Source organism: Paraburkholderia sp. BR10872 (assembly GCF_040965835.1).
Lineage (GTDB): Bacteria > Pseudomonadota > Gammaproteobacteria > Burkholderiales > Burkholderiaceae > Paraburkholderia > Paraburkholderia nodosa_A.
Genome location: NZ_JBFRCN010000001.1, coordinates 110,106 through 131,255, shown reverse-complemented (window position 1 = coordinate 131,255; position 21,150 = coordinate 110,106). Strand labels below are relative to the sequence as shown.

20 protein-coding genes and 1 pseudogene are annotated in these 21,150 nt (G+C 61.8%); 6 read left to right on the top strand and 15 right to left on the bottom strand.

What is annotated here, in order from left to right:
• The 5 genes and pseudogenes from AB4Y43_RS00635 to AB4Y43_RS00615 form a co-directional block, all read right to left on the bottom strand.
• Window positions 1–1,467 carry an aspartate/glutamate racemase family protein gene (locus AB4Y43_RS00635; RefSeq protein ID WP_368726713.1) on the bottom strand — a complete coding sequence of 489 codons (1,467 nt, stop codon included), beginning with the start codon at window positions 1,465–1,467 and terminating at the stop codon, window positions 1–3.
• Complete coding sequence (locus AB4Y43_RS00630; protein WP_368726913.1) at window positions 1,464–2,759, bottom strand: dicarboxylate/amino acid:cation symporter; 1,296 nt, start codon at window positions 2,757–2,759, stop codon at window positions 1,464–1,466. Before AB4Y43_RS00630 ends, AB4Y43_RS00635 begins: the two co-directional genes overlap by 4 nt.
• Before the next feature lie 182 nt (window positions 2,760–2,941).
• Window positions 2,942–3,856, bottom strand: a complete 915-nt coding sequence (locus AB4Y43_RS00625) for a LysR substrate-binding domain-containing protein (RefSeq protein ID WP_368602245.1) — start codon at window positions 3,854–3,856, stop codon at window positions 2,942–2,944.
• Between the two features lie 179 nt (window positions 3,857–4,035).
• A pseudogene (gene ansB / locus AB4Y43_RS00620) lies at window positions 4,036–4,200 on the bottom strand (L-asparaginase 2); the annotation flags it as partial.
• A gap of 343 nt (window positions 4,201–4,543) precedes the next feature.
• Window positions 4,544–5,179 (bottom strand): LysE family translocator, encoded by a 636-nt coding sequence (locus AB4Y43_RS00615; RefSeq protein ID WP_069266479.1) that lies wholly within the window; start codon window positions 5,177–5,179, stop codon window positions 4,544–4,546.
• Window positions 5,180–5,572: 393 nt separating this feature from the next.
• Between AB4Y43_RS00615 and AB4Y43_RS00610 the strand changes: the two genes are divergently transcribed.
• The gene (locus AB4Y43_RS00610; protein ID WP_028205419.1) at window positions 5,573–5,797 is read left to right on the top strand and encodes a hypothetical protein; all 225 of its coding nucleotides are present in this window, start codon (window positions 5,573–5,575) and stop codon (window positions 5,795–5,797) included.
• Window positions 5,798–5,894: 97 nt separating this feature from the next.
• Here AB4Y43_RS00610 and AB4Y43_RS00605 read toward each other — a convergent pair whose 3' ends face one another.
• Window positions 5,895–7,151 (bottom strand): MFS transporter, encoded by a 1,257-nt coding sequence (locus AB4Y43_RS00605; RefSeq protein WP_368602344.1) that lies wholly within the window; start codon window positions 7,149–7,151, stop codon window positions 5,895–5,897.
• 128 nt (window positions 7,152–7,279) lie between these two features.
• Between AB4Y43_RS00605 and AB4Y43_RS00600 the strand changes: the two genes are divergently transcribed.
• Window positions 7,280–8,185 carry a LysR family transcriptional regulator gene (locus AB4Y43_RS00600; RefSeq protein WP_069266481.1) on the top strand — a complete coding sequence of 302 codons (906 nt, stop codon included), beginning with the start codon at window positions 7,280–7,282 and terminating at the stop codon, window positions 8,183–8,185.
• 30 nt (window positions 8,186–8,215) lie between these two features.
• Here the strand turns inward: AB4Y43_RS00600 and AB4Y43_RS00595 are convergent, their stop codons facing one another.
• From AB4Y43_RS00595 to AB4Y43_RS00580, 4 genes are read right to left on the bottom strand one after another with little or no spacing between them, the layout of a single operon-like run.
• Window positions 8,216–9,445: a cytochrome P450 gene (locus AB4Y43_RS00595; protein ID WP_368602247.1), complete on the bottom strand. Its 1,230-nt coding sequence runs from the start codon at window positions 9,443–9,445 to the stop codon at window positions 8,216–8,218.
• Window positions 9,446–9,484: 39 nt separating this feature from the next.
• A complete protein-coding gene (locus AB4Y43_RS00590) occupies window positions 9,485–9,805 on the bottom strand; it encodes a 2Fe-2S iron-sulfur cluster-binding protein (RefSeq protein ID WP_069266483.1) in 321 nt (106 codons plus the stop codon).
• 50 nt (window positions 9,806–9,855) lie between these two features.
• Window positions 9,856–10,662: an SDR family NAD(P)-dependent oxidoreductase gene (locus tag AB4Y43_RS00585; protein ID WP_342947329.1), complete on the bottom strand. Its 807-nt coding sequence runs from the start codon at window positions 10,660–10,662 to the stop codon at window positions 9,856–9,858.
• Between the two features lie 50 nt (window positions 10,663–10,712).
• The gene (locus tag AB4Y43_RS00580) at window positions 10,713–11,516 is read right to left on the bottom strand and encodes an SDR family NAD(P)-dependent oxidoreductase (RefSeq protein WP_368617171.1); all 804 of its coding nucleotides are present in this window, start codon (window positions 11,514–11,516) and stop codon (window positions 10,713–10,715) included.
• Between the two features lie 253 nt (window positions 11,517–11,769).
• Here AB4Y43_RS00580 and AB4Y43_RS00575 point away from each other — a divergent pair, with 253 nt between their 5' ends.
• The 3 genes from AB4Y43_RS00575 (at window position 11,770) to AB4Y43_RS00565 (ending at window position 14,906) form a co-directional block, all read left to right on the top strand.
• Window positions 11,770–12,936: a phosphotransferase gene (locus AB4Y43_RS00575; protein ID WP_368726712.1), complete on the top strand. Its 1,167-nt coding sequence runs from the start codon at window positions 11,770–11,772 to the stop codon at window positions 12,934–12,936.
• Between the two features lie 147 nt (window positions 12,937–13,083).
• The gene (locus tag AB4Y43_RS00570; protein WP_069266487.1) at window positions 13,084–14,034 is read left to right on the top strand and encodes a spirocyclase AveC family protein; all 951 of its coding nucleotides are present in this window, start codon (window positions 13,084–13,086) and stop codon (window positions 14,032–14,034) included.
• A complete protein-coding gene (locus AB4Y43_RS00565; protein WP_069266488.1) occupies window positions 14,031–14,906 on the top strand; it encodes an enoyl-CoA hydratase-related protein in 876 nt (291 codons plus the stop codon). The genes AB4Y43_RS00570 and AB4Y43_RS00565 overlap by 4 nt, the downstream gene beginning before the upstream one ends.
• Before the next feature lie 18 nt (window positions 14,907–14,924).
• Here the strand turns inward: AB4Y43_RS00565 and AB4Y43_RS00560 are convergent, their stop codons facing one another.
• The 5 genes from AB4Y43_RS00560 to AB4Y43_RS00540 form a co-directional block, all read right to left on the bottom strand.
• Complete coding sequence (locus AB4Y43_RS00560) at window positions 14,925–16,457, bottom strand: AMP-binding protein (RefSeq protein ID WP_368726711.1); 1,533 nt, start codon at window positions 16,455–16,457, stop codon at window positions 14,925–14,927.
• 32 nt (window positions 16,458–16,489) lie between these two features.
• On the bottom strand, window positions 16,490–17,302 hold the full coding sequence (locus tag AB4Y43_RS00555) for an alpha/beta fold hydrolase (RefSeq protein WP_368726710.1): 813 nt from the start codon (window positions 17,300–17,302) through the stop codon (window positions 16,490–16,492).
• 76 nt (window positions 17,303–17,378) lie between these two features.
• On the bottom strand, window positions 17,379–18,353 hold the full coding sequence (locus AB4Y43_RS00550) for an NmrA/HSCARG family protein (RefSeq protein ID WP_368726709.1): 975 nt from the start codon (window positions 18,351–18,353) through the stop codon (window positions 17,379–17,381).
• Between the two features lie 168 nt (window positions 18,354–18,521).
• Window positions 18,522–19,505: a phytanoyl-CoA dioxygenase family protein gene (locus tag AB4Y43_RS00545; RefSeq protein WP_368726708.1), complete on the bottom strand. Its 984-nt coding sequence runs from the start codon at window positions 19,503–19,505 to the stop codon at window positions 18,522–18,524.
• Window positions 19,506–19,545: 40 nt separating this feature from the next.
• On the bottom strand, window positions 19,546–19,974 hold the full coding sequence (locus AB4Y43_RS00540; RefSeq protein ID WP_069266493.1) for a carboxymuconolactone decarboxylase family protein: 429 nt from the start codon (window positions 19,972–19,974) through the stop codon (window positions 19,546–19,548).
• 181 nt (window positions 19,975–20,155) lie between these two features.
• On the opposite strand from AB4Y43_RS00540, the gene AB4Y43_RS00535 reads away from it, so the two are divergent.
• Window positions 20,156–21,130 carry a GlxA family transcriptional regulator gene (locus tag AB4Y43_RS00535; protein ID WP_368726707.1) on the top strand — a complete coding sequence of 325 codons (975 nt, stop codon included), beginning with the start codon at window positions 20,156–20,158 and terminating at the stop codon, window positions 21,128–21,130.
• Window positions 21,131–21,150 lie beyond the last annotated feature (20 nt).

The following is a 21,150-nucleotide window of genomic DNA, read 5'->3' as shown; positions in this document are numbered from 1 at the left end:
TCAAGCGAGGGTCGCGTCGGCCGACAATGCGTACGCGATGCATCGTCGCGCGAGAACGTCGGTGGGATCAACCAGCCTGACGCGCGCGCCGCCGCTGCCCACGAATTCACTCCCGGTCAAAAGGAGCGGGAGTTCGGTGCACCCAAGGACGACGACTTCAACGCCTTCGGCAATCAGTCCTTCCATCGCGGCGGCGATATCCTCCTGACACTGCCCCGTCGTCAATCCCGCCTTGACGCCATGTTTGCCGTAGATGGCTTCCATCACGCGCTCCTGTAGCGCAGGGGAGGGCACGACCTGACGAAGATCCTGCGATTCCAGCGCCTTTCGATAGACCCCGCTCTCGATCGTGCCCGATGTCGCTAGCACACCGACATCACGAAGCGCCGGATACGTCGTGCGCAGACAGCCAACCGTGACCGTCAACATGTTCACAATCGGAATGTTGAGGTACGGCTGGATCCGCTCGACGAATGCATGCGCGGTGTTGCACGGAATCGCGATGATGTCCGCGCCGCCGTCTTCGAGCCGCTTGCACGTCGCGTACAGCGAGACCGTTGGGTCCGCGCCGTCACCAATCAGATTATCGGTGCGATCCGGAATCTGCGGGTTTTGTTCGACCAGCAGCTTGATGTGGTCCTGGTCGCGCGTGGCGCGTGTATTGCGGACAATCTTCTGCAGAAAATCGACCGTCGCCGCGGGGCCCACGCCGCCCACGACCCCAACCTTGAAGGCGTGCGACGGCGAACCGTAACCGCCAGAGACGACGTACTGCGCATACGCGAGGTTGGCATCGACGAGCGGTACGCCCAGCGGGCCGATTTCGTCCGCGACCAGGGCGATTTCCGTCATGCCGGGCACGATCACCTGGGCGCCTTGCGCGATCAGATCGCGGCAAGCCTCGCGCAGCAGTTCGACCGGACGCCCGCGCAGGTTGCCACTCTTGATGCCGTCCGATCCATATACCGCTTCCGTGACCGGATCGAATTCTTCGTGGCATCGGGGGTGGATGACTTCGAACTCGGGGGGCGCAAAGTACCGTTCAAACAAGCGCTTTTCCCGCGTGTAGTCGGAGGCGAGTATGCCGATACGGCTTGCGCCCGGGAACTTGCGCCGAACATGGCTGCGAACCGCGTCGATCATGTCCACGATCTGCAAGCGCGTGTTCGCGCGCAGTTCGTCGATGAAGGTGTGACTGAGAAAGCACGGCAGCACGACCGTTGTTACGCCGCGCTTCTCGAAGTCCCGGATCATCTCGAAGATATAGAGCTTGCGTTCCGTCGTCGCGGTGCTTCCGGAGCCCGAGTTGGGAAAAGGCGACTGCTGAAAGATTGCATCGAAGTGCTCGGCATCAGTCGATGCGGGCGTCGCCTTCACCAGTTTGAAGAAGACATCTGCGCTTGCCAGCGGCCCCAGGCCGCCGACAATACCGAACTTGTGCTTGTGGCCGGCGACATCGGAAGTCATTTCGCTCCACCTTGCGCCGGACCGAAAATCTGTTCGCCATCCTCAACGAAGTCGGAAGCCTTGCTCTCGCGCGCACCTTCCCATTTCGCGATCACGGCGGTCGCCACGCTGTTGCCGATCACATTGGTCATCGTGCGGCCCATGTCGAGGATCTGGTCGATCGCAAGCACCATGGCGACCCCTTCGACCGGCAAATGGAACATCGGCGCCACTGCCGCAACCACCACCACCGAGCCCCGCGGAACGCTGGCCATGCCCTTGCTGCTGAGCATCAGTACGAGCAGCATGAAGAATTGCTGCGAGATCGGCATGTCGACCCCGAACGCCTGGGCGATAAAGATGGCCGCAAACGCCTGATACATCATCGAGCCGTCCAGATTGAACGCATAGCCCAACGGCAGCGTGAAGCCGACGACTTTCTTGTCGACGCCAAAGCGCTCCAGCTGCTCGGTCAGCCGCGGATAGGCCGCCTCGCTGCTCGCCGTCGCAAACGCGATCATCGCGGGTTCACGCACTGCCTTGAGCAACGCGCCGACACGACGGCCGAGGAACAGATAGCCGACGAAAACCAGGATCGCCCACAGCACGACCAGCCCCAGATAGAAGGAGCCAATCAGCTTGCCATACGTGTAGATGACGTCGAGGCCGCGCAGCGTCACCGCCGAAGCGATCGCACCGAACACGCCGAACGGCGCCGCACGCATGACGTGTTTCGTCACGCGCAGCATGACGGGCACCATGCCTTCAATGATCTCGATCACGACCTTGACGCGCGCGTCCCGCTTTGTTGCGCTCAGACCCAGGCCGAGGAAGACAGAGAAGACCAGGATCTGCAGGATATCGTTACGCGCCATGGCGTCGAGCAGGCTGGTCGGAAAGGCGTGGGTCAGGACGTCCCTGAAGTTCAGCGCCGAGGTATTCAGGCCGGTATCGACTTCACCTGTACCCGCCACCATGTGCAGGCCGGCCCCCGGCTGCAGGAGATTGGCGAAGACGAGGCCTACCGTAAGCGAAATCAGCGATGCGCAAACGAACCAACCCACCGAACGCAAACCGATGCGGCCGACGTCCTGGCCGCTGTCCATGCCGGCGAGGCCCGACACCAGCGTGACGAACACCAGTGGCGCGATGATCATCTTGATGAGACGCAGGAAGATGTCCGTGATGATCGAGAAGTATCCTGCAATGGCTTTGAGTGTCGCCGGGTCAGATGTGCTGGCGTGGCACGCGTAGCCCGCAATGACGCCCAGTATCATGCCAACGGCAATATAAACGGTGAGGCGATTTTTCATTTCCGTCTGTCCTTGAGTGACACAAGGTGGTCGAGACATGACCGGTGTACGTTGAGAGACGCCTGGAGCGAGATCGACTGCGACCTCGGTCAAGCGTTGGGAGGCATATTAGGGGTGCCAAAGGAAGCGATGATGCCGTTGTTGCATGTGCGTATGCGAATTTTGCATAACGCGGGAAAACCCTAGACGCCGGTCTGTAAAACCGCCCGAAGATGCTGCCAGAGCGTATCGAGAAACTCGCTGCGATTCGAAGCGTCGCGGTAGACGCGCAACTCGATATCCAGATTCCAGTGCGTCGGGCCTGCGGGGACCAGTTCACCCGCCTCCAGTTCCGCGGCTATCGCGCTCTTTGGCAGCCATGCCATCCCTTCGCCTTCCATGACCATTTTTTTGAGCACCTCGGCCATGTCCGATTCATAGTGAAGCAACAAGGAAGGCGCAGAGGGCGCTCGAGCGAGCAGCACCGCAAGGCAGCGGCCGAAATAACTCGTTTCCGTGTATGAAATGTGAGGCAATGGCTGTTTTGCTGTTCCGGGCAGTCGATACGTCGGCGCGGAACGCAGGTTTGGCCTGCTGGCAGGCATGAGCGTGTCGATACCCACAGTGAGATGCTGATACCTCGCGGGATCGAGATGCAAGGGCAGTTCAGGGTGGTGGTAGGCGAACATCAGTTCGCAGTTGCCATTCACGAGCGACAGGATCGAGTCGTGCACATTGGCCGGTACCACGCGCGCGCGCACGTCCCCGAAGTGGGCGGAAAGCGCCTTGAGCCACGCAGGCAGAAAATTCAGCGCGATGGTGTGGCCGGCGGCAATCTGGAGGCTCTTGCCGCCGATCCGTTTTTCAGTCCGGATGATGGCGCGTGTATCGAAGAGTTTGTTCAGGATATCTTCAGCGACTTCGCGGAAGAGTTGACCTGCGGGCGTCAGCACGGGAGGGAAGCTGCTGCGATCGATCAGTTCCGCCCCGACCCATTGCTCCAGCGATTGAATGCGCCGGCTGAACCCGGACTGGGTCACATTGCGGAACTCCGCTGCGCGTGAAAAGCTCTGGTATTGAGCAAGGGCGATGAAGTCCTCGACCCACTTGATTTCCATACGTATGGCCCGCCTTCTGGGACGTGAAATGGCGTTTTCGGGAAGTTCCGATCTTACGCCGGTACCGTTGCACCAGGTCGCGTCGAGGACTGCGTCTGACCTGGCGAAGGTCCGCGATGGTGTCGACGCGAATTGCGCCCGCACTGACCCAATGCAGACGCAATCCTCATCGGTTGCGATCAGTAAGTTGCAGAAAACGCTGCCTGTACCTGGTCGGGCGACGTGATCCCATTGGCGATCAGCAGTTGGGTCAGCAAACGGGCCTTCTCAGGATTGAGATCGAGCGACGCGACAAATCCGCTCTTGCCATCGTCGACTTCGACGTTGCGGTTCAACTGAACAAAGCGGGCGATCCCACGACTCCGAATTCGATTGGTAGCGGGATGGACCACGCGTCACACCGGAGTCAGACCGGATGGTAGAAGCGGTCAAAAAAAGGACGATGCGGAGGTGGCATGTCCCTATGCGAGACTCGCATAACGTGGGAAAACCCTGGCCTCGCCGACGTGCGGTGCGAATCTCTTCGGTCTGCAGCAGGTAGTCACATATCCGTAGTAGTCCAGATTAATTTGCGCGTGAGTGGAAGCGTTACTCATCTCCACAGGTCGGACCAGCGACTACTGGCCGGTCGACCTGGTGCCTGCATTCGGGAAAGCGCGCCAAGACCATCGCGCCGCCCCGCGAGCCCTACTGCCGAATCAATGCCATCATCGCGCCAAACCCGACGAACACCCCGCCCGTCACGCGGTTGAACGCCTTTGCCACACGGCGGCTCTTGAGCGTCGCGCCGATGCGCGTGCCGAAACCCGCGTAGACGAGATACCAGCTCACTTCGCACACGGCGAAGGTTGCAACGAGCACGCCGAACTGCGGCAGCACCGGCCGGGTCGCGTCGATGAACTGCGGCAGGAGCGCCGCCGCGAAGAGGATCGCCTTCGGGTTGCTGCCGCCGACGAGAAAGCCGTTGCGATAGAGCGCGAGCGGCGAGCGCACGGGGCGCGCGGCCACACGTTCTGCAACATCGGCGGCGGCCTCGGGCACGGGTGCGCCCCACGCCTTGACGCCCAGGTAGACGAGGTACGCGGCGCCTATGAAGCGCAGCGCGTTGAACATGGTCGGCCACGCTTGCAGGAACACGCCGAGCCCGGCCGCCGAAACGGCGAGCATCAGAACCAGTGCGGAAAGGCAGCCGGCCATGGTCGCGCTCGTGCGGCGCAGTCCGTACTGCGCGCCATGCGACATGATGAGCAACATGTTGGGACCGGGGATGGCGCAGACGACGAAGACGGTGACGAGGAACAGCCACCAGGTATGCAGATTCATTGCAGCGGCGAGATCAAAGAGGGCTGGAAAACGGCGAAGGGACGATTATGCCAGCGGAAGGCGCGAGCCTGGCCGCGGCCAGCAGGCCAGAGGTGATCCGGCGTGTCACGAGAATGCGGGGCGGGAAAAGAAAAGCCCGCAGCGAATGCGGGCTTGAACCATGCCAATGGAGACATGGAGGAGACAACCTCACTATAGTCAAACAATTGACGCATCGCAATATATGTTCGTGTATCACATCGTTAATTATTGTCAGATTAATGAGTTAGTGATTGATACGGCCATCGAGCAGGCACACAATGAAGCGGCGCGCTCGCTGGATGGAAGGTGCGGCGCACGGGAGGCGAGACATCGCCTCGTCAGCCCGGAGCGGGTTTCAACTGGAGGGATGAAATGGGCATTCTGGACAAGGTGGGTGAAATTGCCGGTGCGGTTGCCGCTGTGGAAGGCGCCGAGAAGCTCGATCCGAACGCAGGCTTTCTGACCAAGGCCGCCGCCGCGGTTGCCGGTTTCGAGGGCGCCAAGGAAGTCGAGCAGCTAGTCGAGAAGAAGGAAGACGAAAAGCCCGCCGACGACAACACCGCGCAACCCGCGGATGGGTCGGATCAGCAGACGTGAGCGTATCGCTGCGCGCATGACGGTTTGACACAGGCACAGGAAAGCCGCGGCCGGATCAGCCGCGGCTTTTTCGTTGGACCACCTACCAGGCAGGCCGCTAGCGGGCAGAAGCCGGCGACGCGCGATAAACGAAGCCCAGCGCGATGACCGCAACCGTGAAGCCGAGGGCAACGAGGCACACGCCGCTCCAGCGCGCCGTGGCCCACGCCGCGCCGGCCATGAGCGCGCCCGCGGCGCCGCCGATGAAGAACATCCCCACGAAAATCGCATTGAGCCGGCCGCGCGCGGCGGGATTGAGCAGGTTGATCGCGCGCCGCCCGAGCGTCTGGTCGGCGATGACGCCGGCATCGAGCGCAGCCGCGCCCACGACGAGCAGGCCGAGCGCCAGCGCGGGATGCGCGGCGGGTGCAAAACCGCCCCAGCCCGCGCCCGCCACGCCTAACAGCAGGACTGCGCCGAGCATCGTCGCGTGCGCGGCGTATTGAACCGCGCGCCCCACGCCGTGATCGCCCAGCCGGCCCGCGAGCGGCGTGACGATCGCGCCGCTCGCGCCCGCTAGCGCGAACGCCGCAATGCCGTTCATGCCGAGCGAAAACGGCGGCTGCGACAGCAGCAGCGCGACGGCGGTCCAGAACGCCGAGAAGGCACCTAGTGCAAGTGCCGCGAGGAAGGCGCTGCGCCGCAGAACCCGCTCGGTGCGCAGCAACGTCCAGAGCGAATAAAGCAGATCGGCGTAGCGCGCCGTCACGCTCGGCATGCGGCGCGGCGTGCGCAGAAAGAGGACCACGGCGAGCAGGGCATCCGCCACCGCTTCGATGCCGTAGAACGCACGCCAGCCCAGCGTTCCCGCAATCAGGCTCGCGAGCGGCCGTGAGAGCAGGATGCCCAGCATCAGGCCGCTCATCACGTTGCCGACGGCCCGCCCGCGCTGGCTTTCAGGCGCCATCGAGGCGGCCATCGGCACGAGCATCTGGATCACGCTGGAGGTCGCGCCCGCGAGGAATGCCGCGGCGAGAAAGAGCGGGCCCGAGCGCGCCAGTGCCGCGAGGGCCAGAAAGACCGAGCACGCAAGCAGCGTGCGGAAAATCAGGCGCCGGTTTTCCAGCAGATCGCAGAGCGGAACGAGCAGCAGCAGACCGGCGGCGTAGCCGAGCTGCGGCAGCATGGCGACCGCGCCGACGAATTCCGGGCGCAAACGCAGCGAATGGCTCACGAGCCCGGCGAGTGGCTGGGCCGCAGACAGATTGACGACGATCACGCCGACTGCGGCGGCGAAGAACAGCGTCATCGGTAGTGTGAGGGTGGTGTGCGTCGCCTGATTGGCGTGGCTCGTGGGGGCGGCCTCGCGCGCCATCGGACGCGTACAGGTTTCAGCAGGGTGCTCCATCGATTGGCTCCGCAACGTGGCAGGTCCAGCTATCGTAGGGAGCGTTACGTTATGCGACAATTGAATTATCGCGATAATCTTTATGCGGAGTCGTTGTGAACACTCGAGATCTGGAAGCCTTCGTGGCGGTGGTCGAAAGCGGCTCGCTCGTGCGGGCGTCGGAGCGGCTGTTCCTGACGCAGCCGGGCCTCACGCGCCGCGTGCAAAACCTTGAGACGACGCTCGGCATCGAGCTTCTGGATCGCCAGAGCAAGCCCCTCAAACCCACGGCCGCGGGTAACGAGGTATACGGCCTCGCGCGCTCGGTCCTGCGTGCGGTCGACGACCTGATGTCGGTCGCCTCGCCGGAGAGCGAGCCCGTCGGCGAGCTCAAGCTCGGTGTGCCGCCGTTTCTCTCGGAACTGGCGCTCGAACAGCCCGTCGATCAATTGCGCGGCGAGTTTCCCAAGCTGACGCTGCGCGTGAGGGCGGGCTGGTCGCCAGGCCTGCTCGACGAGGTCGAGCGCGCACGGCTCGATGCGGCCGTGATTCTGCTGCCCGCCGCGGTGATGCCGCCGGAGGGCGTGGTCGCGACCCAGCTCGGCTACACGCCGACCCTCGTCGTCGCGGCGCGCTCGTTTGGTTTGCCCGACGAGCCCACCACGCTCGCGGCGCTCGCGCACCATCCGTGGGTACTGAATCAGGACGGCTGCGGGATGCGCTCGGCGCTGAGCCGGGCCATGGGCATGGCGGGTCTGCCGTTCAACGTCGCGGTCGAGGCCTTCGGTTCGGAACTGCAGCTTTCGCTGGTCGCGCGCGGCATGGGCGTCGGGCTCGCCGCGCCGCAGGCGCTCGCGCGCAGCCCGCTGCGCGACCAGTTGCAGATCATCGACGCGACCGACTTCCGCTCGGGCCTGAATGTCTGGCTCGTGCACGGGGCGCTGCCGGGGCGTCTCGTGCGGCCGGTCGCGCTGATCCGCGACGCGCTGGCGAACAGGCTGGAGATGGCCGAGGTGGCATGACGGCGTAGCGCCATATGGCTACTCCGAACGTTATGCGCTGAGCCGGTGGACATCGGAGTTCCAAACGAGCGGCACGCGTGTCACACAATTCACCATTCCCCCTTCAAAGCCAATCTGCCCTGCGGGATCAAGTTCGAAATCGGGAATGCGCCGGAACCATTCCTCAAGGAAAACGCGAATCTCGTTTCGGGCCAGCAGCGCCCCTGCACAGCGATGGGGGCCGTTGCCAAAGGCTGCATGTTGGGATGCATTCGCGCGCGCGAAATCGGCGTGCATTGGGCACTGGAACTTGCGTTCATCCATGCCATGCAACAGTGGGCGGACGTACACCCGGTCTCCCGCCTTGAAGCGGACACCCTTATATTCGAAGTCGCGAGTCATCACACGGCCTGTGCTGGATGGTGCAAACATGCGCAGCAGTTCCTCGACGGCGTTGCCCACCAGTTCCGGGTGCTCCGCCAGTTGGCGACGATGTGCTGGGTTGCGCGCGAGATAGAGCACGGCAAAACCCATGGTCGACGCGACAGTGTCGAGTCCGCCAAAGATGACGTTGACCATCATGCCGCGTATTTCCTGCTCAGTGAGAGGTCGTCCGAATACCGTTCCATTCACGATTGCACTGATCAGATCCGCTCCCGGCTCCTTTTGGCGATCGCGAATGATATTCTCAAGGTAGCCGAACAGCATGCGCTGCGACCACTCACGACGCTCTGGGTCATTCGCTCGAACGCTTGCCTCGGTCCACGCAAGCAGGTCGTCCAGATCGGTGAGCGGGAGATTCACGAGTCGCATGAAGATGGTGATCGGGAACTTCATTGCAAAATCGGACATGAATTCGCAACGGCCTTTCTTCTTGAAACCTTCGATTAGCAAGACCGCCAGTTCCCGGATTTCGCCCTCCATGTCACGGATAACCTTCGGCGCGAAGAAGCGGTTGATCAGCGCACGATAGTCTGCGTGCTCGGGAGGGTCGGCCGACAGAGGCAAGATCTGCATCGTCGTGCTGGCGGGAAGCGTGATCTCGTGCATCGAGAACGGGTCGTGATTGCGCTGCGCAAATTCGATATCCGCCGCTCGTGTGAGGATCCAGTGACCGCCGTTGTACGGCGTCCAGACAATGTCCGGACCATCGTGAAGGCGCTTCCACGCGCCGACAATGTCGGCTTCGCCGCCGGGAGGCTTGCTGAAATCCCAGTCTACGACGAGTTCTTGAGGTACATGATCGGGAACCGGTACGAGAGGGACAGCGATATGGGACATGTGAGTTCTCCGCGAACGAGTGTTCACCGGTTGCTTTGATCAGGTTTGCGAAGCGGGTAACCGCACGACTAATCCGTCGAGTTCATTGGTCACCCGAATCTGGCAACCGAGCCGGCTGTTGCTATTCGCATCGATGGCGCCGCTCAGCATATCCAGTTCGGCGTGCTTCGCGGGTGGAATCCTTGCGGCCCACATGTCGTCGACATAGCAGTGACATGTCGCGCAATTGCAGTAGCCCCCGCAATCGGCGAGGATGCCAGGCACCGAGTTTTCGATGGCTGCCTGCATCAACGACTGGCCGGCATTCGCCTCGACGGTATGCTCCGTGTCGTCATGCTCGATGAAAGTAATCCTCGGCATTTCGGTATCCTAAGTTTTTACTGCTGCGCGCACATCGTTGCGGCTGTTGCCTAGCTGACCGTGAAGCCGCCGTCCACAGCGATGATCTGGCCGGTGACGTAGCTCGCTGCGGGGCTTGCGAGAAAGAACACACTCTGGGCGACTTCGATTGGAGCGGCCATCCGCCCCATAGGAACGCGGCCAGCGCCCACGATCGGCCCGCGTATCCTGAACGTGGTGCTGATGTTTTTGCCGCCCTCGCTGGCCATACCGCCAGGCAGGATCGAATTGACGCGAATTCCATCGACCGCAAATTCGCTGGCCAGTGTTCGCGTAATGCTGTCCACGCCGGCCTTCGCGGCGTCGTAGTGGGCGTTGACGCCCCACAACGTCGGCCGAAGCGCACCGACGGAGGAGATGTTGACGATCGAGCCACCTTCGCCCTTTTCCTTCATGCGCGTAATCGCCTCGCGGCAACACAGGAAAGTGCCACGTAGCGTGACGTCCTGCATCTGGTCCCACTGCTCCACAGACATTTCAAAAAACTCAGCCTTCGAACGGTGGGCAGCGTTGTTGACGAGAATGTCGACGGCACCGAATTTTGCATCGATGGCTGCAAAGAGCGCCTTGACGGAAGCTTCGTCCGCAACGTCCACCTTGCAGGGCAATACAATGCCACCGTTTGCCTCGATATCCGCCGCAGTTGCGGACGCGACATCCGGGTTCAGGTCGGCGATCACGACGTTGGCGCCCGCCTCAGCAAGCAGTCGCGCTGTTTCGCGGCCTAGACCTTGCGCAGAGCCGGTAACGACGGCAGTCTTTCCCGTGAGATTGAAAATCTGCGCGAGGCGCGCGCCGATCTGGTTTTCGCTAAACATGGAATGCTCCGTGTGAGTAGTCGCTCAGAGTTGTGCTTCCTGGCGGGCCTTCAGCTAATCAGAAATCCGCCGTCGAGCGTAATCGACTGGCCCGTCATATAGCGGCCCGATGGACCCACAAGGTACAAGACCGCCGCCGCGATGTCGGCGGGATCTCCCCATCCAAGCGGCAAGCGTCGCTCTGCATCTGTGCCGGGGCCCGTGAGCTTTCCTTTCTTCAGGCGAGCCTGCATGTCGGGATGAAACTGAACCTTGCCGGGCACGGCGCCTGGAAGCACGCAGTTGACGAGGATCTGCTCGGAGGCATAGTCGAGCGCCGCGGAGCGAGCCAAGCCCGTTACGCCGGCTCGCGCGGCGCCGTAAGCGCCATTGCCGTTGAGGACGGCATGCATCGCTCCCATAGTGGTCACGTTCACGATGCGGCCACCCCGGCCCGCGGCGAGCATGTGCTTGATCGCTTCTCGCATGCAAAAGAAAACGGACTTCAGGTCGATCGACATGACTTCGTCCCAGGCCGCTTCGGTGAAATCCGTGAGCGGTCCGTTATTGGTCATCGCGGCGCAATTGACCACGATGTCGGGGCTGCCCCAAGTGGCCTTCGCCTGTTCGAACAACGCGATCACGGAGGCTTCGCGCTCCACGTCCGTCTCGATCGCGACAGCATCCCCGCCTGCCAAAAGGATTCTGTCGACGACAGGCTGCATGTGTGCCGCGCTGTGATCCGCGATCACGACCTTCGCGCCGGCTTCGGCCAGCACAGGGGCAATATCGATACTGGAATTGCGTCCCTTGTCGGTCACGACAGCGACTTTTCCGCTGATGCCGAATAGCCGTTCAAGCACGGTCGTGGTCATCGGGTTGTCTCCTGAAGGTTTGTCGATTTTTCTGCATTCTAGCGACAACCCACGACGCACAATGGTTACCGTATGGAACAATTAGAGTGAGTAATTTTCATCAAATCTGAGCGCGCGAGACGGCGAGACTTCAGGGCGGCGAGGCGATTGCCAGGCCGGTACCGGAGTGAAAGTATGTACGCAAACGTGTACGGTGTTCTATATTTAAAACAATGACGCCAGCCGGGATTTCCCCTGTTGCGAGCGTCTGGAGGTGCCGCGCAACATGCGCGAACTCACATGCACTGCTCAGGAGCGCGTCAACATGCTTGTTGCGAACATATCGAACCCGGCTCCCGAAAGGCTCCCCTTACACGTCGAGGAAATCACGACGTCGTGGCTGACGTCGGCGCTCGCGCGCGGTCATGAGGGCGTGACGGTCGAATCACTCGCAGTGAGCGATGTGATGTACGGAACCGCTACCAAAGTCAGGGTGCATCCTGGCTACAACGCAAGGGGGCGCGAGCTAGGCCTGCCGGAGTCGTTGATCGTGAAGGGCGGTTTCGTTCCAGAATATCGGAATCTGAACGCCTACATATACGAATACGAGGCGAGGTTCTTCAAGGAAGTCCATCCTCACATGCACGCGAACGTACCGGCCTGCTTTTACGCAGAGACGGACGCTCGAAGCGGGCAGTCTATCGTGATCCTCGAAGATCTAAGCTCGCGGAACGTTGAATTCTGCCGCGTGCAAAAGCCGCTCACATTTGCGCAGGCCGCGGCGAATCTGGACGCGCAGGCACGTTGGCACGCCCAGTTCTGGCAATCGCCGGAACTCGATAGTGGTGGTGAACTGGCCTGGCTGGCGCCGCAGGACCCGCTCCCCGACGGCGAGTCAGGCACGTATCACTGGGGCCAGTTGAAACCCGATGTTTTCGCAAGCTATACGCAGTTGCCGCGCGGGGCTGCCGTGCCAAAGCGGTTTCACGATCGGGACTGGATGGAGCGCGCGTTGCTCGATCTGCGCGCTTTCGACCGAATCGGGCCGATGACGCTTCTCCACGGCGACGTTCACCTCGGAAATCTCTATTTCGACCGCGACGGCACGCCCGGTTTTCTCGACTGGCAGTCGTATCGACGCGGACCGTGGGCGCATGATGTCACGTATTTCCTGATCTCAGCATTGGACATTGCGGATCGACCGCGATGGGAACGTGCGTTGCTGGAGCACTATCTCGAGCGGCTTGCGTTTTACGGGGTGAAGGAGCCGCCGTCATTTGAAACCGCGCTCGAGGCGTATCGGCGGCACATCGTCTACGGGCTGTTCTTCTGGCTCGTGAACCCGGTGGAATGGCAGGTGGAAGTCAACAATTGCGCAGTTGCCCCGCGATTCGCAATGGCTGCGCTCGATCACGAGATTCATGATCTTATCGGCCGATAACAACCTTCGGGGCGTTGAATGACACGGCCAGGCGTGCCGCTATCGAAGCCGGCATTGCGTATTGCGCTTGACGTTGCCTCCTCAGCAGGGTACATTTTTTAGACCACCATTCACAAATGTGAATGGTGTGATGATGAGGAGGCAAGCATGTCGGAGATGGTCGCTCGGCGCAGTACGACCTGGCACAGGGTGTATGCGTGGGCTGCGCTCGGTGCGCTTTTCGCGTTTGCGCAAATCTATGCCTACGTGGCATGGATTCGTTCGGAGGACTTTCGCCCCGTCGATGTGGGCACGGACACGATTCCGGAATCAGTGAAGGCGACGATCGACCATTACCAATGGGTCAGCGTGTTGCTGTTGATTCCGGTGGCAATATGGTTCGTCTACGGAATCGTCAAAAGCCGCCGCATCGACGCGGTGCGTCTCATGATGATCGGCTGGCTCTCTGCCTACTGGCTTGATCCGTGGCTGGACTTTCTTCGTCCGATGTTCACCTATAACGCCTATGCATTGAATTATGGCTGTTGGTGCCGTTTCATTCCGTTCTGGCAATCGCCACATGCGCGCATTGCTGAGCCCATCCTGATAGACGCACCGAGCTATTTCTACACTTTCACGGGTACCGCAGTGGTCGCGCTATGGGCGATGCGTGCGGTCCGCAAGCGTTGGCCCCGTGCAGGTAACGTTGGACTCACGCTCGCGGGCTTTGCGGCCATCTGGATGACGATGGGTTTGCTCGATATCGCCGCCAGCCGCTTCATGGGATTCGACGCATGGCCGGGCGCGTTTCAGCGTGTTTCCTTCTGGGGCGGTCACTACTACCAGTTTCCGGTTTACGAGTTCCTGCTGTTTCCGTCCGCCTTCGTGGCTTCTGCGTTCCTACTGATGAGCGTCGACAACAACGGTTACACGGCGATCGAACGAGGCGTCGATCGTCTCGAGTGCCATTCTGCGGTTCGCACGGCGCTGCGCGTGCTGGCCTTCGTCGCGTTTTGCAATGTACTGAATCTTGCCTACACGACCGCAATGGGTGTGCACGCGGTATATGCGGACCCGTGGCCGACGGATATGCCGAGTTGGCTGGCGAACGATCGATGAACAACCGGAACGCTCAGCGCTTCGAGAACGTCGAGTATTACGTAGAAGACGACGTGGCCGTCGTCGCGATGGGCCACCCGCCGGTCAACGGGCTGGGCCTCGGAGTTCGTCGCGGGCTCGTCGCTGCGTTCGAAGCGGCGCGGCACGATCCGGAAGTTCGAGCGATCGTGCTCAAAGGCTGCGGTCGTGGCTTCTCGGCAGGCGGCGACATCCGCGAATTGGGCACGGCCGCTGCTGCGGCAGCCCCCGCGTTATCGCTGCACGTTCATCCGGTGATCGAGGCGAGCGAGAAGCCGGTTGTCGCCGCTATTCACGGATTCGCCATTGGCGGTGGGCTGGAAACGGCGCTGGTCTGCCATTACCGGCTTGTCGCGGGCAATGCGCAGATCGGGCTGCCGGAGTGCAGGCTTGGTGTGATCCCGTTGTCCGGGACGCAGCGTTTGCCGCGTCTGCTGGGCCTCGCAGAATCGATCGAATTCATTCTTGGCGCGCAGATCGTGACCGCGAGTACGTTCGCCGGAACAGCACTATTCGACCGAATCGTCGAGGGCGATGAGCAGCACGTGTTGCGCCTGGCGATCGAACTGGCGCGAGAGAAGATCGGCAGCGCGGCGTTGCCATTGATAAGTCGGCTGCCATTGCCGGATCACGATCCGGTTCCCGTTATCGCTCAGGCGCGTGCACGTCTTGCCTGTGGCGATGCGATAGAGAGCAAGTGCCTGGATGCCATCGCTGCAGCCGCCGAGTCGACTGATTTCGAGGCGGGCCTGGCCGCCGCGCGTGCGATTTACGATCGACTCGCCGCGTCCGAAGAGGTGTCGCGGCAGCGAGATCGCTTTTTCAAGTCCCGCCAGGACAATCACGCGCGATAAGTGCCGACTGAACTGCCGTTACGTAGAAAGCTGCTTGCGCAGGTCGCCTTTTCGCACTTTTCCCGATGGCGTGCGGGGTAGTTCTGCAACGATGCAAAGATGCTCGGGGGTCTTTTGCTTCGCCACACCCGCGGCGGCAAAGTGGGTCTGAACTGCGTTCAGGTCGAGTGCCGTGTGTTCGTGCAGGACGACTACGGCACAGACTCTTTCGCCGTACCGGGCGTCGGGTTGGGCCACGACGGCGACATCGCGCACTGCGGGATGAGCGGCAAGCACACGCTCCACTTCGAGCGACGAAATGTTTTCTCCACCGCGAATCACGATGTCCTTCTTTCGGTCAGTAATGGTCAGGCAGCCGCTTTCGTCGAGATGGCCAATATCGCCAGTCCGGAACCATCCGTCGAGAGTGAATGCCGCCGCATTGAGTGCCGGGTCGGTGTAGCCGACGAACAACTCCGGTCCCTTGATGAGAATCTCGCCGTCGTGTCCCGCAGGCAGGTCGCGATCCAACTCGTCGACAACGCGCACCTGAGAGCCGGGCTGAACGCGCCCGTCCGTGTTGGCTCGAATTTCAAAAGGCGAATCGGCCCAGCCAACACTCACCGTCGAGTGTTCGGTCAACCCATAAGCGCGTGTTCCCTTAAATCCGGCACGATCGACGAGGGCGACGTGCTCGGGCGTGACGCCCGTGCCGCCCAGACCGTAAGACACGAGCGACGCCAGGCTGCGGCCGTCACGATGAGCGGCATCAAGGAGTCCTTGAAGATGGAACGGCGTGCCGCCCGAAAGGCGTACCCGGTGCTGTTCAATGAGTCGCGCGGCGAGTGAGGCGTCCCATCGATCCATGAACACCATCTCCGTGCCGGTGACGAACGGGCGCAACAGAAAATTGAAGCCTGCGATATGCCCGGCAGGGAAGGGCGTGAGGTATGGCCCTGGCCCGTCGATGAACGGAATCTGCCACTCTGCGCCAACGGTTCGATGCGAGTGCTGTACGCCTTTGGGAGAAGCCGTCGTTCCCGAGGTGTACAGCAGCAGGCAGATGTCTTCCGACATGGGCGCATCCACAGAATGCCGATCGTGCGTTGTCGCCGCGAGTCGTTGCAGCGCATCGAACGTGATGCCATTCGCGGGCGCCCGATCGCCAACGACGATAACGCGCTCCAGATCGGGTGGGTCGCCCAGCGCGGCGACACGCTCCAGGTAGTCCGTGCCGCACCAGACGTCGGGTACGCAAAGAAATCGGGCGCGCGACTGCCGGAGGATGAAGCCGACTTCGGCTGGACCGTAGATGTGGACGATCGGTACGAGCACGGCGCCGATTTCGAGTGCAGCCAGATACAGAAGCGCAGTCTCGCGTTGCGTGGGGAGCTGTATCGCGATCACATCGCCTCGACGCAGGCCGATCGCTCGCAGCGCCTTGCCGATTTCTCTCGCGTCGTGCAGTAGGGACTGCGTGGTGCACGTATAGGCGCCGCCCTGGGTATGAAAATGGAGCGGCGTAGCGCCGTGCCGTTCGACGGCGCGCGCTATCAGCGCCGAGAGGGGCAACTCGCTCGACTAGGTTGCAGTTGTGTCGGGTTTCATGCCAGCAACGCCCGTAAGAGGCTGACCAGCGCAAGCGGCTGGTCTAGCATCATGTGATGGCCTGCGCGCGGCATCGTGATGGGTCCCTTCGCGCCGGGAATTGCCGCTACGATGTGGCGCGCGCGATCCGCTCTGACCACGCTGCTGCACTCGGCGTGAACGTAGCTGACGGGAACCGTGATGCGGGTCAGCAGGTCTTCCTCGCCTTCGACCGGCTGGAGATCCCGAAGCTTCGGGTCGAAGCGCCACACCCAGCCGTCGGCGGTTTGGCGAAGCGATGTCTGCGCGAGATGTTCGAGAAGCCACGGCCCGCAATCCTGCTCGGGGATGAGGCGAAACCGGCTGACGGCGGTTTGCCAGTCCGGATAGGGGCGTGGAGGCGGGCGTCGTTCCACGGCAGGCAAGCTGTCACCGCGTAGCATGAAATACGAATCGAGCACGATGGCATGCGAGAGACGATCGGGAAAAGTCGCGCACGCCTGCAGGAGACGCGATCCGCCGAAGCTGTGGCCGACCGCGACGCACGGACCGGAGCCGATTGCATCCACGACGGCTACGAGGTCGCGCGCGAAAATGTCTGCGCTGTATTCCTGCCTGTAGCCGCTCTCACCCATGCCGCTGAAATCCAGAGCGAACACACGAAAGCGGTCGGTGAAGAACGGCGCAATGAAGTCCCACCAGTGCGTGTGCCCTAGAAATCCATGCGCGAAGACGAGCGGAGGTTTGCCTGTGTCTGCGGCGTTCCAGGAGACATAGTGCACTGCGGCCCCGCCGGCTTCGGTGAAGTGAGAGCGGCGTGGCTGGCTCATGGCGAGATCGAACCAGGAGGGGGCACAGACATTCATTGCGGCTTTTCCATTGCTCAAGGATTGTTTCGCACACCTGTCACGCAAGCGGGATGTGCTGTCGATTTGCGGCGATCCAGTCTGTCATCGAGGTCAGCTGGATGCCACGTTCGGAGAGCGAATCGATGTCGACGCGATACCCGACCGCGTTGATCCATTCCTGCGCGTTCACCCACCCCGGTGCGAGGCCCTTTGCTCGCGCTTCGTCCGGCGAGACGTGCGAAACGCGAATCTGTGTGCCAAGGACCTGACCGAGGCGAGATCCCACTTCAGACATCGTGAGCTTCTCCGAAGCCAGCGGCACAGTCTCGCCATGCCAGCGTTGCGCGTCGTTGAGCGCGCTGGCTGCGAGCGCACCCACGTCGTCGGCGGCGATCCAGTCGAGCCGGGAGGCGGGCAGCAACGCGCTGAGCAGCAAGCCCTCGCGCAGGTGCGGGAACATCGTGCCCGCTTTCGGCTCAGCAAGATTGTCCATCATGAATGCCGGTTGCAAGACCGTCCATGATTCGAAACCCGCAGAGCGAACGGCTTCTTCGACGTCCCATTTGTCCGTCCAGTATTTTTGATTCCAGCGCTTCTCGTGCCAGTCTGGAAACGTCAAATGATTGCCTGCCTGCGCCACGGAGGTATGAACGAATTGCGGGACGTCCGCGTTGCGCGCTGCGTTGATGAGCGCGAAACCCTGGCGGCGCTCCCTGTCGCTGCGATCGAAATCGGGGAGGAGAACGGAAAAGACGGAGCGGACGCCCTCCATCGCTTTGTCGAGCGACTCGCGGTCGTCCAGATCCCCCCTTAGGCCCTGCGCATTCATTTCGATGAGTGCCCGGGCAGCAGGCGAGTCTGGATCTCGCGTCAGGAAGCGCACTGTACGTCCAGCCGAAAGGAGGCGACGAGCCGTGGCCCCCCCTTGCGCGCCAGTAGCGCCGATGACGAGTATCACGTCGGATGAATCGGCCATGATTTTTCCGGTGGTCGAACTACAGAGAAATGCCAGCCGTGTCGTGGCCGGGCGCATAGCGCGCGAAGTCACTAGCCAGGCGACAGGTCATCCCAGAATGGCCTGGAATTGTGCCGTTATTCTAATATTAGCACGACGTTCAGAAAAATACGTTGGGTGAATGCCCGGGCGCTGAAGGACGCGAAGCGGAAAGACGAAGCGTCGTCTTTCCGCGCGAGAGCACGATCAATGCTGCGGCCGCAGCGTTTGAACGAGGCCGCCTTCATGGGCGACGATCACTTCGCAGCCCGGCTGATAAACGTCGGCAATCTCGTCGCCGCGCACGCGGTTGCCCTGGAAACCGCGCAAATAGCTCGTTTCGTCGAGCCGCAAGACATGCTCGCCATCCGCGTCGCGCACAACGATCTGGTCAGGCGCGATAGACGTCAGCGTGCCCACATAGGGCAGCCGCGGTGCGAACGGGAAACTGCCGCCTTGCGGCAGGATCCGCGTGTCGAGCGATAGGCGGAAGCGGTCGGAATGATTGCTGAGCCCGGAATGCGGCGTGCGCCGGCTCATCAACAGCACGTCGCCCAGGCGGTAGTTCGTGCGGCGCCATGCGTCCTCGGGCACGCTCGCGAGATCGATGGGAATGATCTTGTCGCCGTCCTTCTTATGCAGGCACGGAAGCTTGTGCAGCCCTTCCGCTACGGCCAGCCCACCGACCTGCGCATCGATATCGCTGAGTGGAATCCAGCAAATGATGAAGTCGAGGCGGTCGCTGTAGATCGCATCTTCGTGAATAAAATCGAAGCGTGTGCGGCTTTTGTCGATGGCGGGCGGCGAAGTGCGGTATTCGGTAAACGGCACCCAATAAAGCGGTACGTCGAAGAGCCGCTGGAAGAATGCGCGCGTTGCGGGATCTTCCATCACGGTTCGCGCGGCGCGCTGCTCGTTCATTTCCTTCACGGGAAAGAAGCTGAAATTTTCGCGCTCCTTGCCGGTCCATCGCACGTCCCGATCGTTACGGTCTACGAAACCGTTGCGATCGAGGTGGTCAACGAGCAGCGCGCGCATGCGTTCGAGCGGCTCGTGATCCAGTACGTCGCGGAAGAACAGGTAGCCGTCTTCGTCCCAGCGTTGTTGCAGCGCGGCGTGATCGCCTAGCAGATCGTTCGAAACGTTGAACTCGCGCATCGTCGGCACGATATCCACGATTGGTGTGCTCACAAATTGTCTCCTCTGGTCGCAGGGGCGCTTTGCCGACGTCTCACAGCAATCCGCGTTCTTCCGAAGTGCGGGTGGTAGTGTCGATACCCAGTTCCCGCAGCGTCTCGAGTACGGCCGTGGTGGCGGAGGCGACAGCCGGGAAGCCTGCATACGGCAGCGCCTGGATAAGCACGCCTTCCAGTTCGCGTGCGCTCAGACCGTTGCGTACTGCAATGCGGACGTGGTTTTTCAGTTCGAGCGTCTGGCGGTTGGCAATCAGGATGCCGAGCGTCACGAGGCTGCGCTGTTTGCGCTCGAGCTTGTCGTCGCCCCATACGTCCGCGAATGCGTAATTGACGGCAAGGCGTGAAATATCGGCGCCGAAGCCGTTGGACTCGCTTGCGGCCCGCAGGCCGGCTGCCTTTTCCTCACCCATGATTTCGCCGAATACCTTTAAACCATAGGCGTGTTTCTCTTCCAGGCTCTTCATTTGCGTCTCCTGTTTTACCGCAGCGGCGCGGCTATGGGTGGCGGGTAGCGGCTCCGCTCTTCCCGCCATTCTTTTTGCTGACAATGGTGACGATGATGCGTGCTAAGATCGCCGCGAAAGAGGATCAAATTCTGCATATAAGGGGATCGAAATTCGCAGGCCCGCCACGCCGACTGAGCCAGTGAAAGACGTTGCCGCGCTCGTGCTGCCGGGCACCTATCTGTCGAGCGTAGGCGCGCTGGTGGATGGATTCGCGCTTATTGCGCGACATGTATTTACGCAGTTCGCGCCGCCATACCGCCACACGATGAAGACGCAGGTGCGACTGTTGAGCGCCACCGCGGGCGGTCTGGAGTTCGCCGGCGGCCGGAAGATGGATAGTGACGGCGACTTGCTGGGCGACGCCGAGTACAGCATCGTCTACGTCCCGGCCTTTGCGGTGGCCAGCGAAGAGGCGCTCGTTACGCTGCTCGAACACGCACAGCCGGTGACGGAGTGGCTGCGTTGGCAACGTTCCCGGGGCGCGGTACTGGCCGCAAGCGGCACAGGGGTATTGCTGCTCGCTCAGGCAGGCCTTCTCGACGGTGGCCCTGCGGCTGTCGCGCGCGTGCTCAGGGGCTTGCTGCGATCGCGCTATCCCAAGGTGCGCGTGGACACAGGCGCCACGATCGCGGAGCACGCAGGTGCGCACACCTGCAGCGTGCCGGCAAGCGAATGGCAACTCGTGGCGCGCCTCGTCGATCGTGCGATTTCATCGCATACCGCTCAATGGCTCGCCTCGACGACAGGCACGGATGGCGAGCGCGAGGAAGGCCGCCTGTCGAGCGACGATCCGCTCGTAAGCAGCGCGCAGTTCTGGCTCGCACAGCGTTTCGCCCAGGACTTCAGGATCAGCGAACTGGCGGACGTGCTGGCCGTCAGTCACGCTACGTTGCTGCGCCGCTTCACACGAAGCCTCGGCATGACGCCGCGAGCTTATGCAAGCTCATTGCGAATCGAGGCAGCAAAGCGCATGCTGCGCAACACTCAGGTCTCAATCGAGCAGATCGCCGTCATGGTGGGCTATTCAGATGTGCGCGCGTTTCGCAACATCTTCCACAAATACGTTGCGATGAGTCCTTCCGCGTATCGACGGCGCGGTGCCGCCCACGAATGAAGAATGAAGCTGCCCGGCAT

Coding starts and splice junctions, on each gene's coding strand:
- AB4Y43_RS00570 (WP_069266487.1), top strand. CDS start 13,084: ATGTCGGAGATGGTCGCTCGGCGCAGTACGACCTGGCACAGGGTGTAT.
- AB4Y43_RS00595 (WP_368602247.1), bottom strand. CDS start 9,445: ATGTCCCATATCGCTGTCCCTCTCGTACCGGTTCCCGATCATGTACCT.
- AB4Y43_RS00630 (WP_368726913.1), bottom strand. CDS start 2,759: ATGAAAAATCGCCTCACCGTTTATATTGCCGTTGGCATGATACTGGGC.
- AB4Y43_RS00605 (WP_368602344.1), bottom strand. CDS start 7,151: ATGGCGCGCGAGGCCGCCCCCACGAGCCACGCCAATCAGGCGACGCAC.
- AB4Y43_RS00590 (WP_069266483.1), bottom strand. CDS start 9,805: ATGCCGAGGATTACTTTCATCGAGCATGACGACACGGAGCATACCGTC.
- AB4Y43_RS00625 (WP_368602245.1), bottom strand. CDS start 3,856: ATGGAAATCAAGTGGGTCGAGGACTTCATCGCCCTTGCTCAATACCAG.
- AB4Y43_RS00580 (WP_368617171.1), bottom strand. CDS start 11,516: ATGACCACGACCGTGCTTGAACGGCTATTCGGCATCAGCGGAAAAGTC.
- AB4Y43_RS00565 (WP_069266488.1), top strand. CDS start 14,031: ATGAACAACCGGAACGCTCAGCGCTTCGAGAACGTCGAGTATTACGTA.
- AB4Y43_RS00635 (WP_368726713.1), bottom strand. CDS start 1,467: ATGACTTCCGATGTCGCCGGCCACAAGCACAAGTTCGGTATTGTCGGC.
- AB4Y43_RS00540 (WP_069266493.1), bottom strand. CDS start 19,974: ATGAAGAGCCTGGAAGAGAAACACGCCTATGGTTTAAAGGTATTCGGC.
- AB4Y43_RS00585 (WP_342947329.1), bottom strand. CDS start 10,662: ATGTTTAGCGAAAACCAGATCGGCGCGCGCCTCGCGCAGATTTTCAAT.
- AB4Y43_RS00615 (WP_069266479.1), bottom strand. CDS start 5,179: ATGAATCTGCATACCTGGTGGCTGTTCCTCGTCACCGTCTTCGTCGTC.
- AB4Y43_RS00550 (WP_368726709.1), bottom strand. CDS start 18,353: ATGCGCCCGGCCACGACACGGCTGGCATTTCTCTGTAGTTCGACCACC.
- AB4Y43_RS00555 (WP_368726710.1), bottom strand. CDS start 17,302: ATGAGCCAGCCACGCCGCTCTCACTTCACCGAAGCCGGCGGGGCCGCA.
- AB4Y43_RS00610 (WP_028205419.1), top strand. CDS start 5,573: ATGGGCATTCTGGACAAGGTGGGTGAAATTGCCGGTGCGGTTGCCGCT.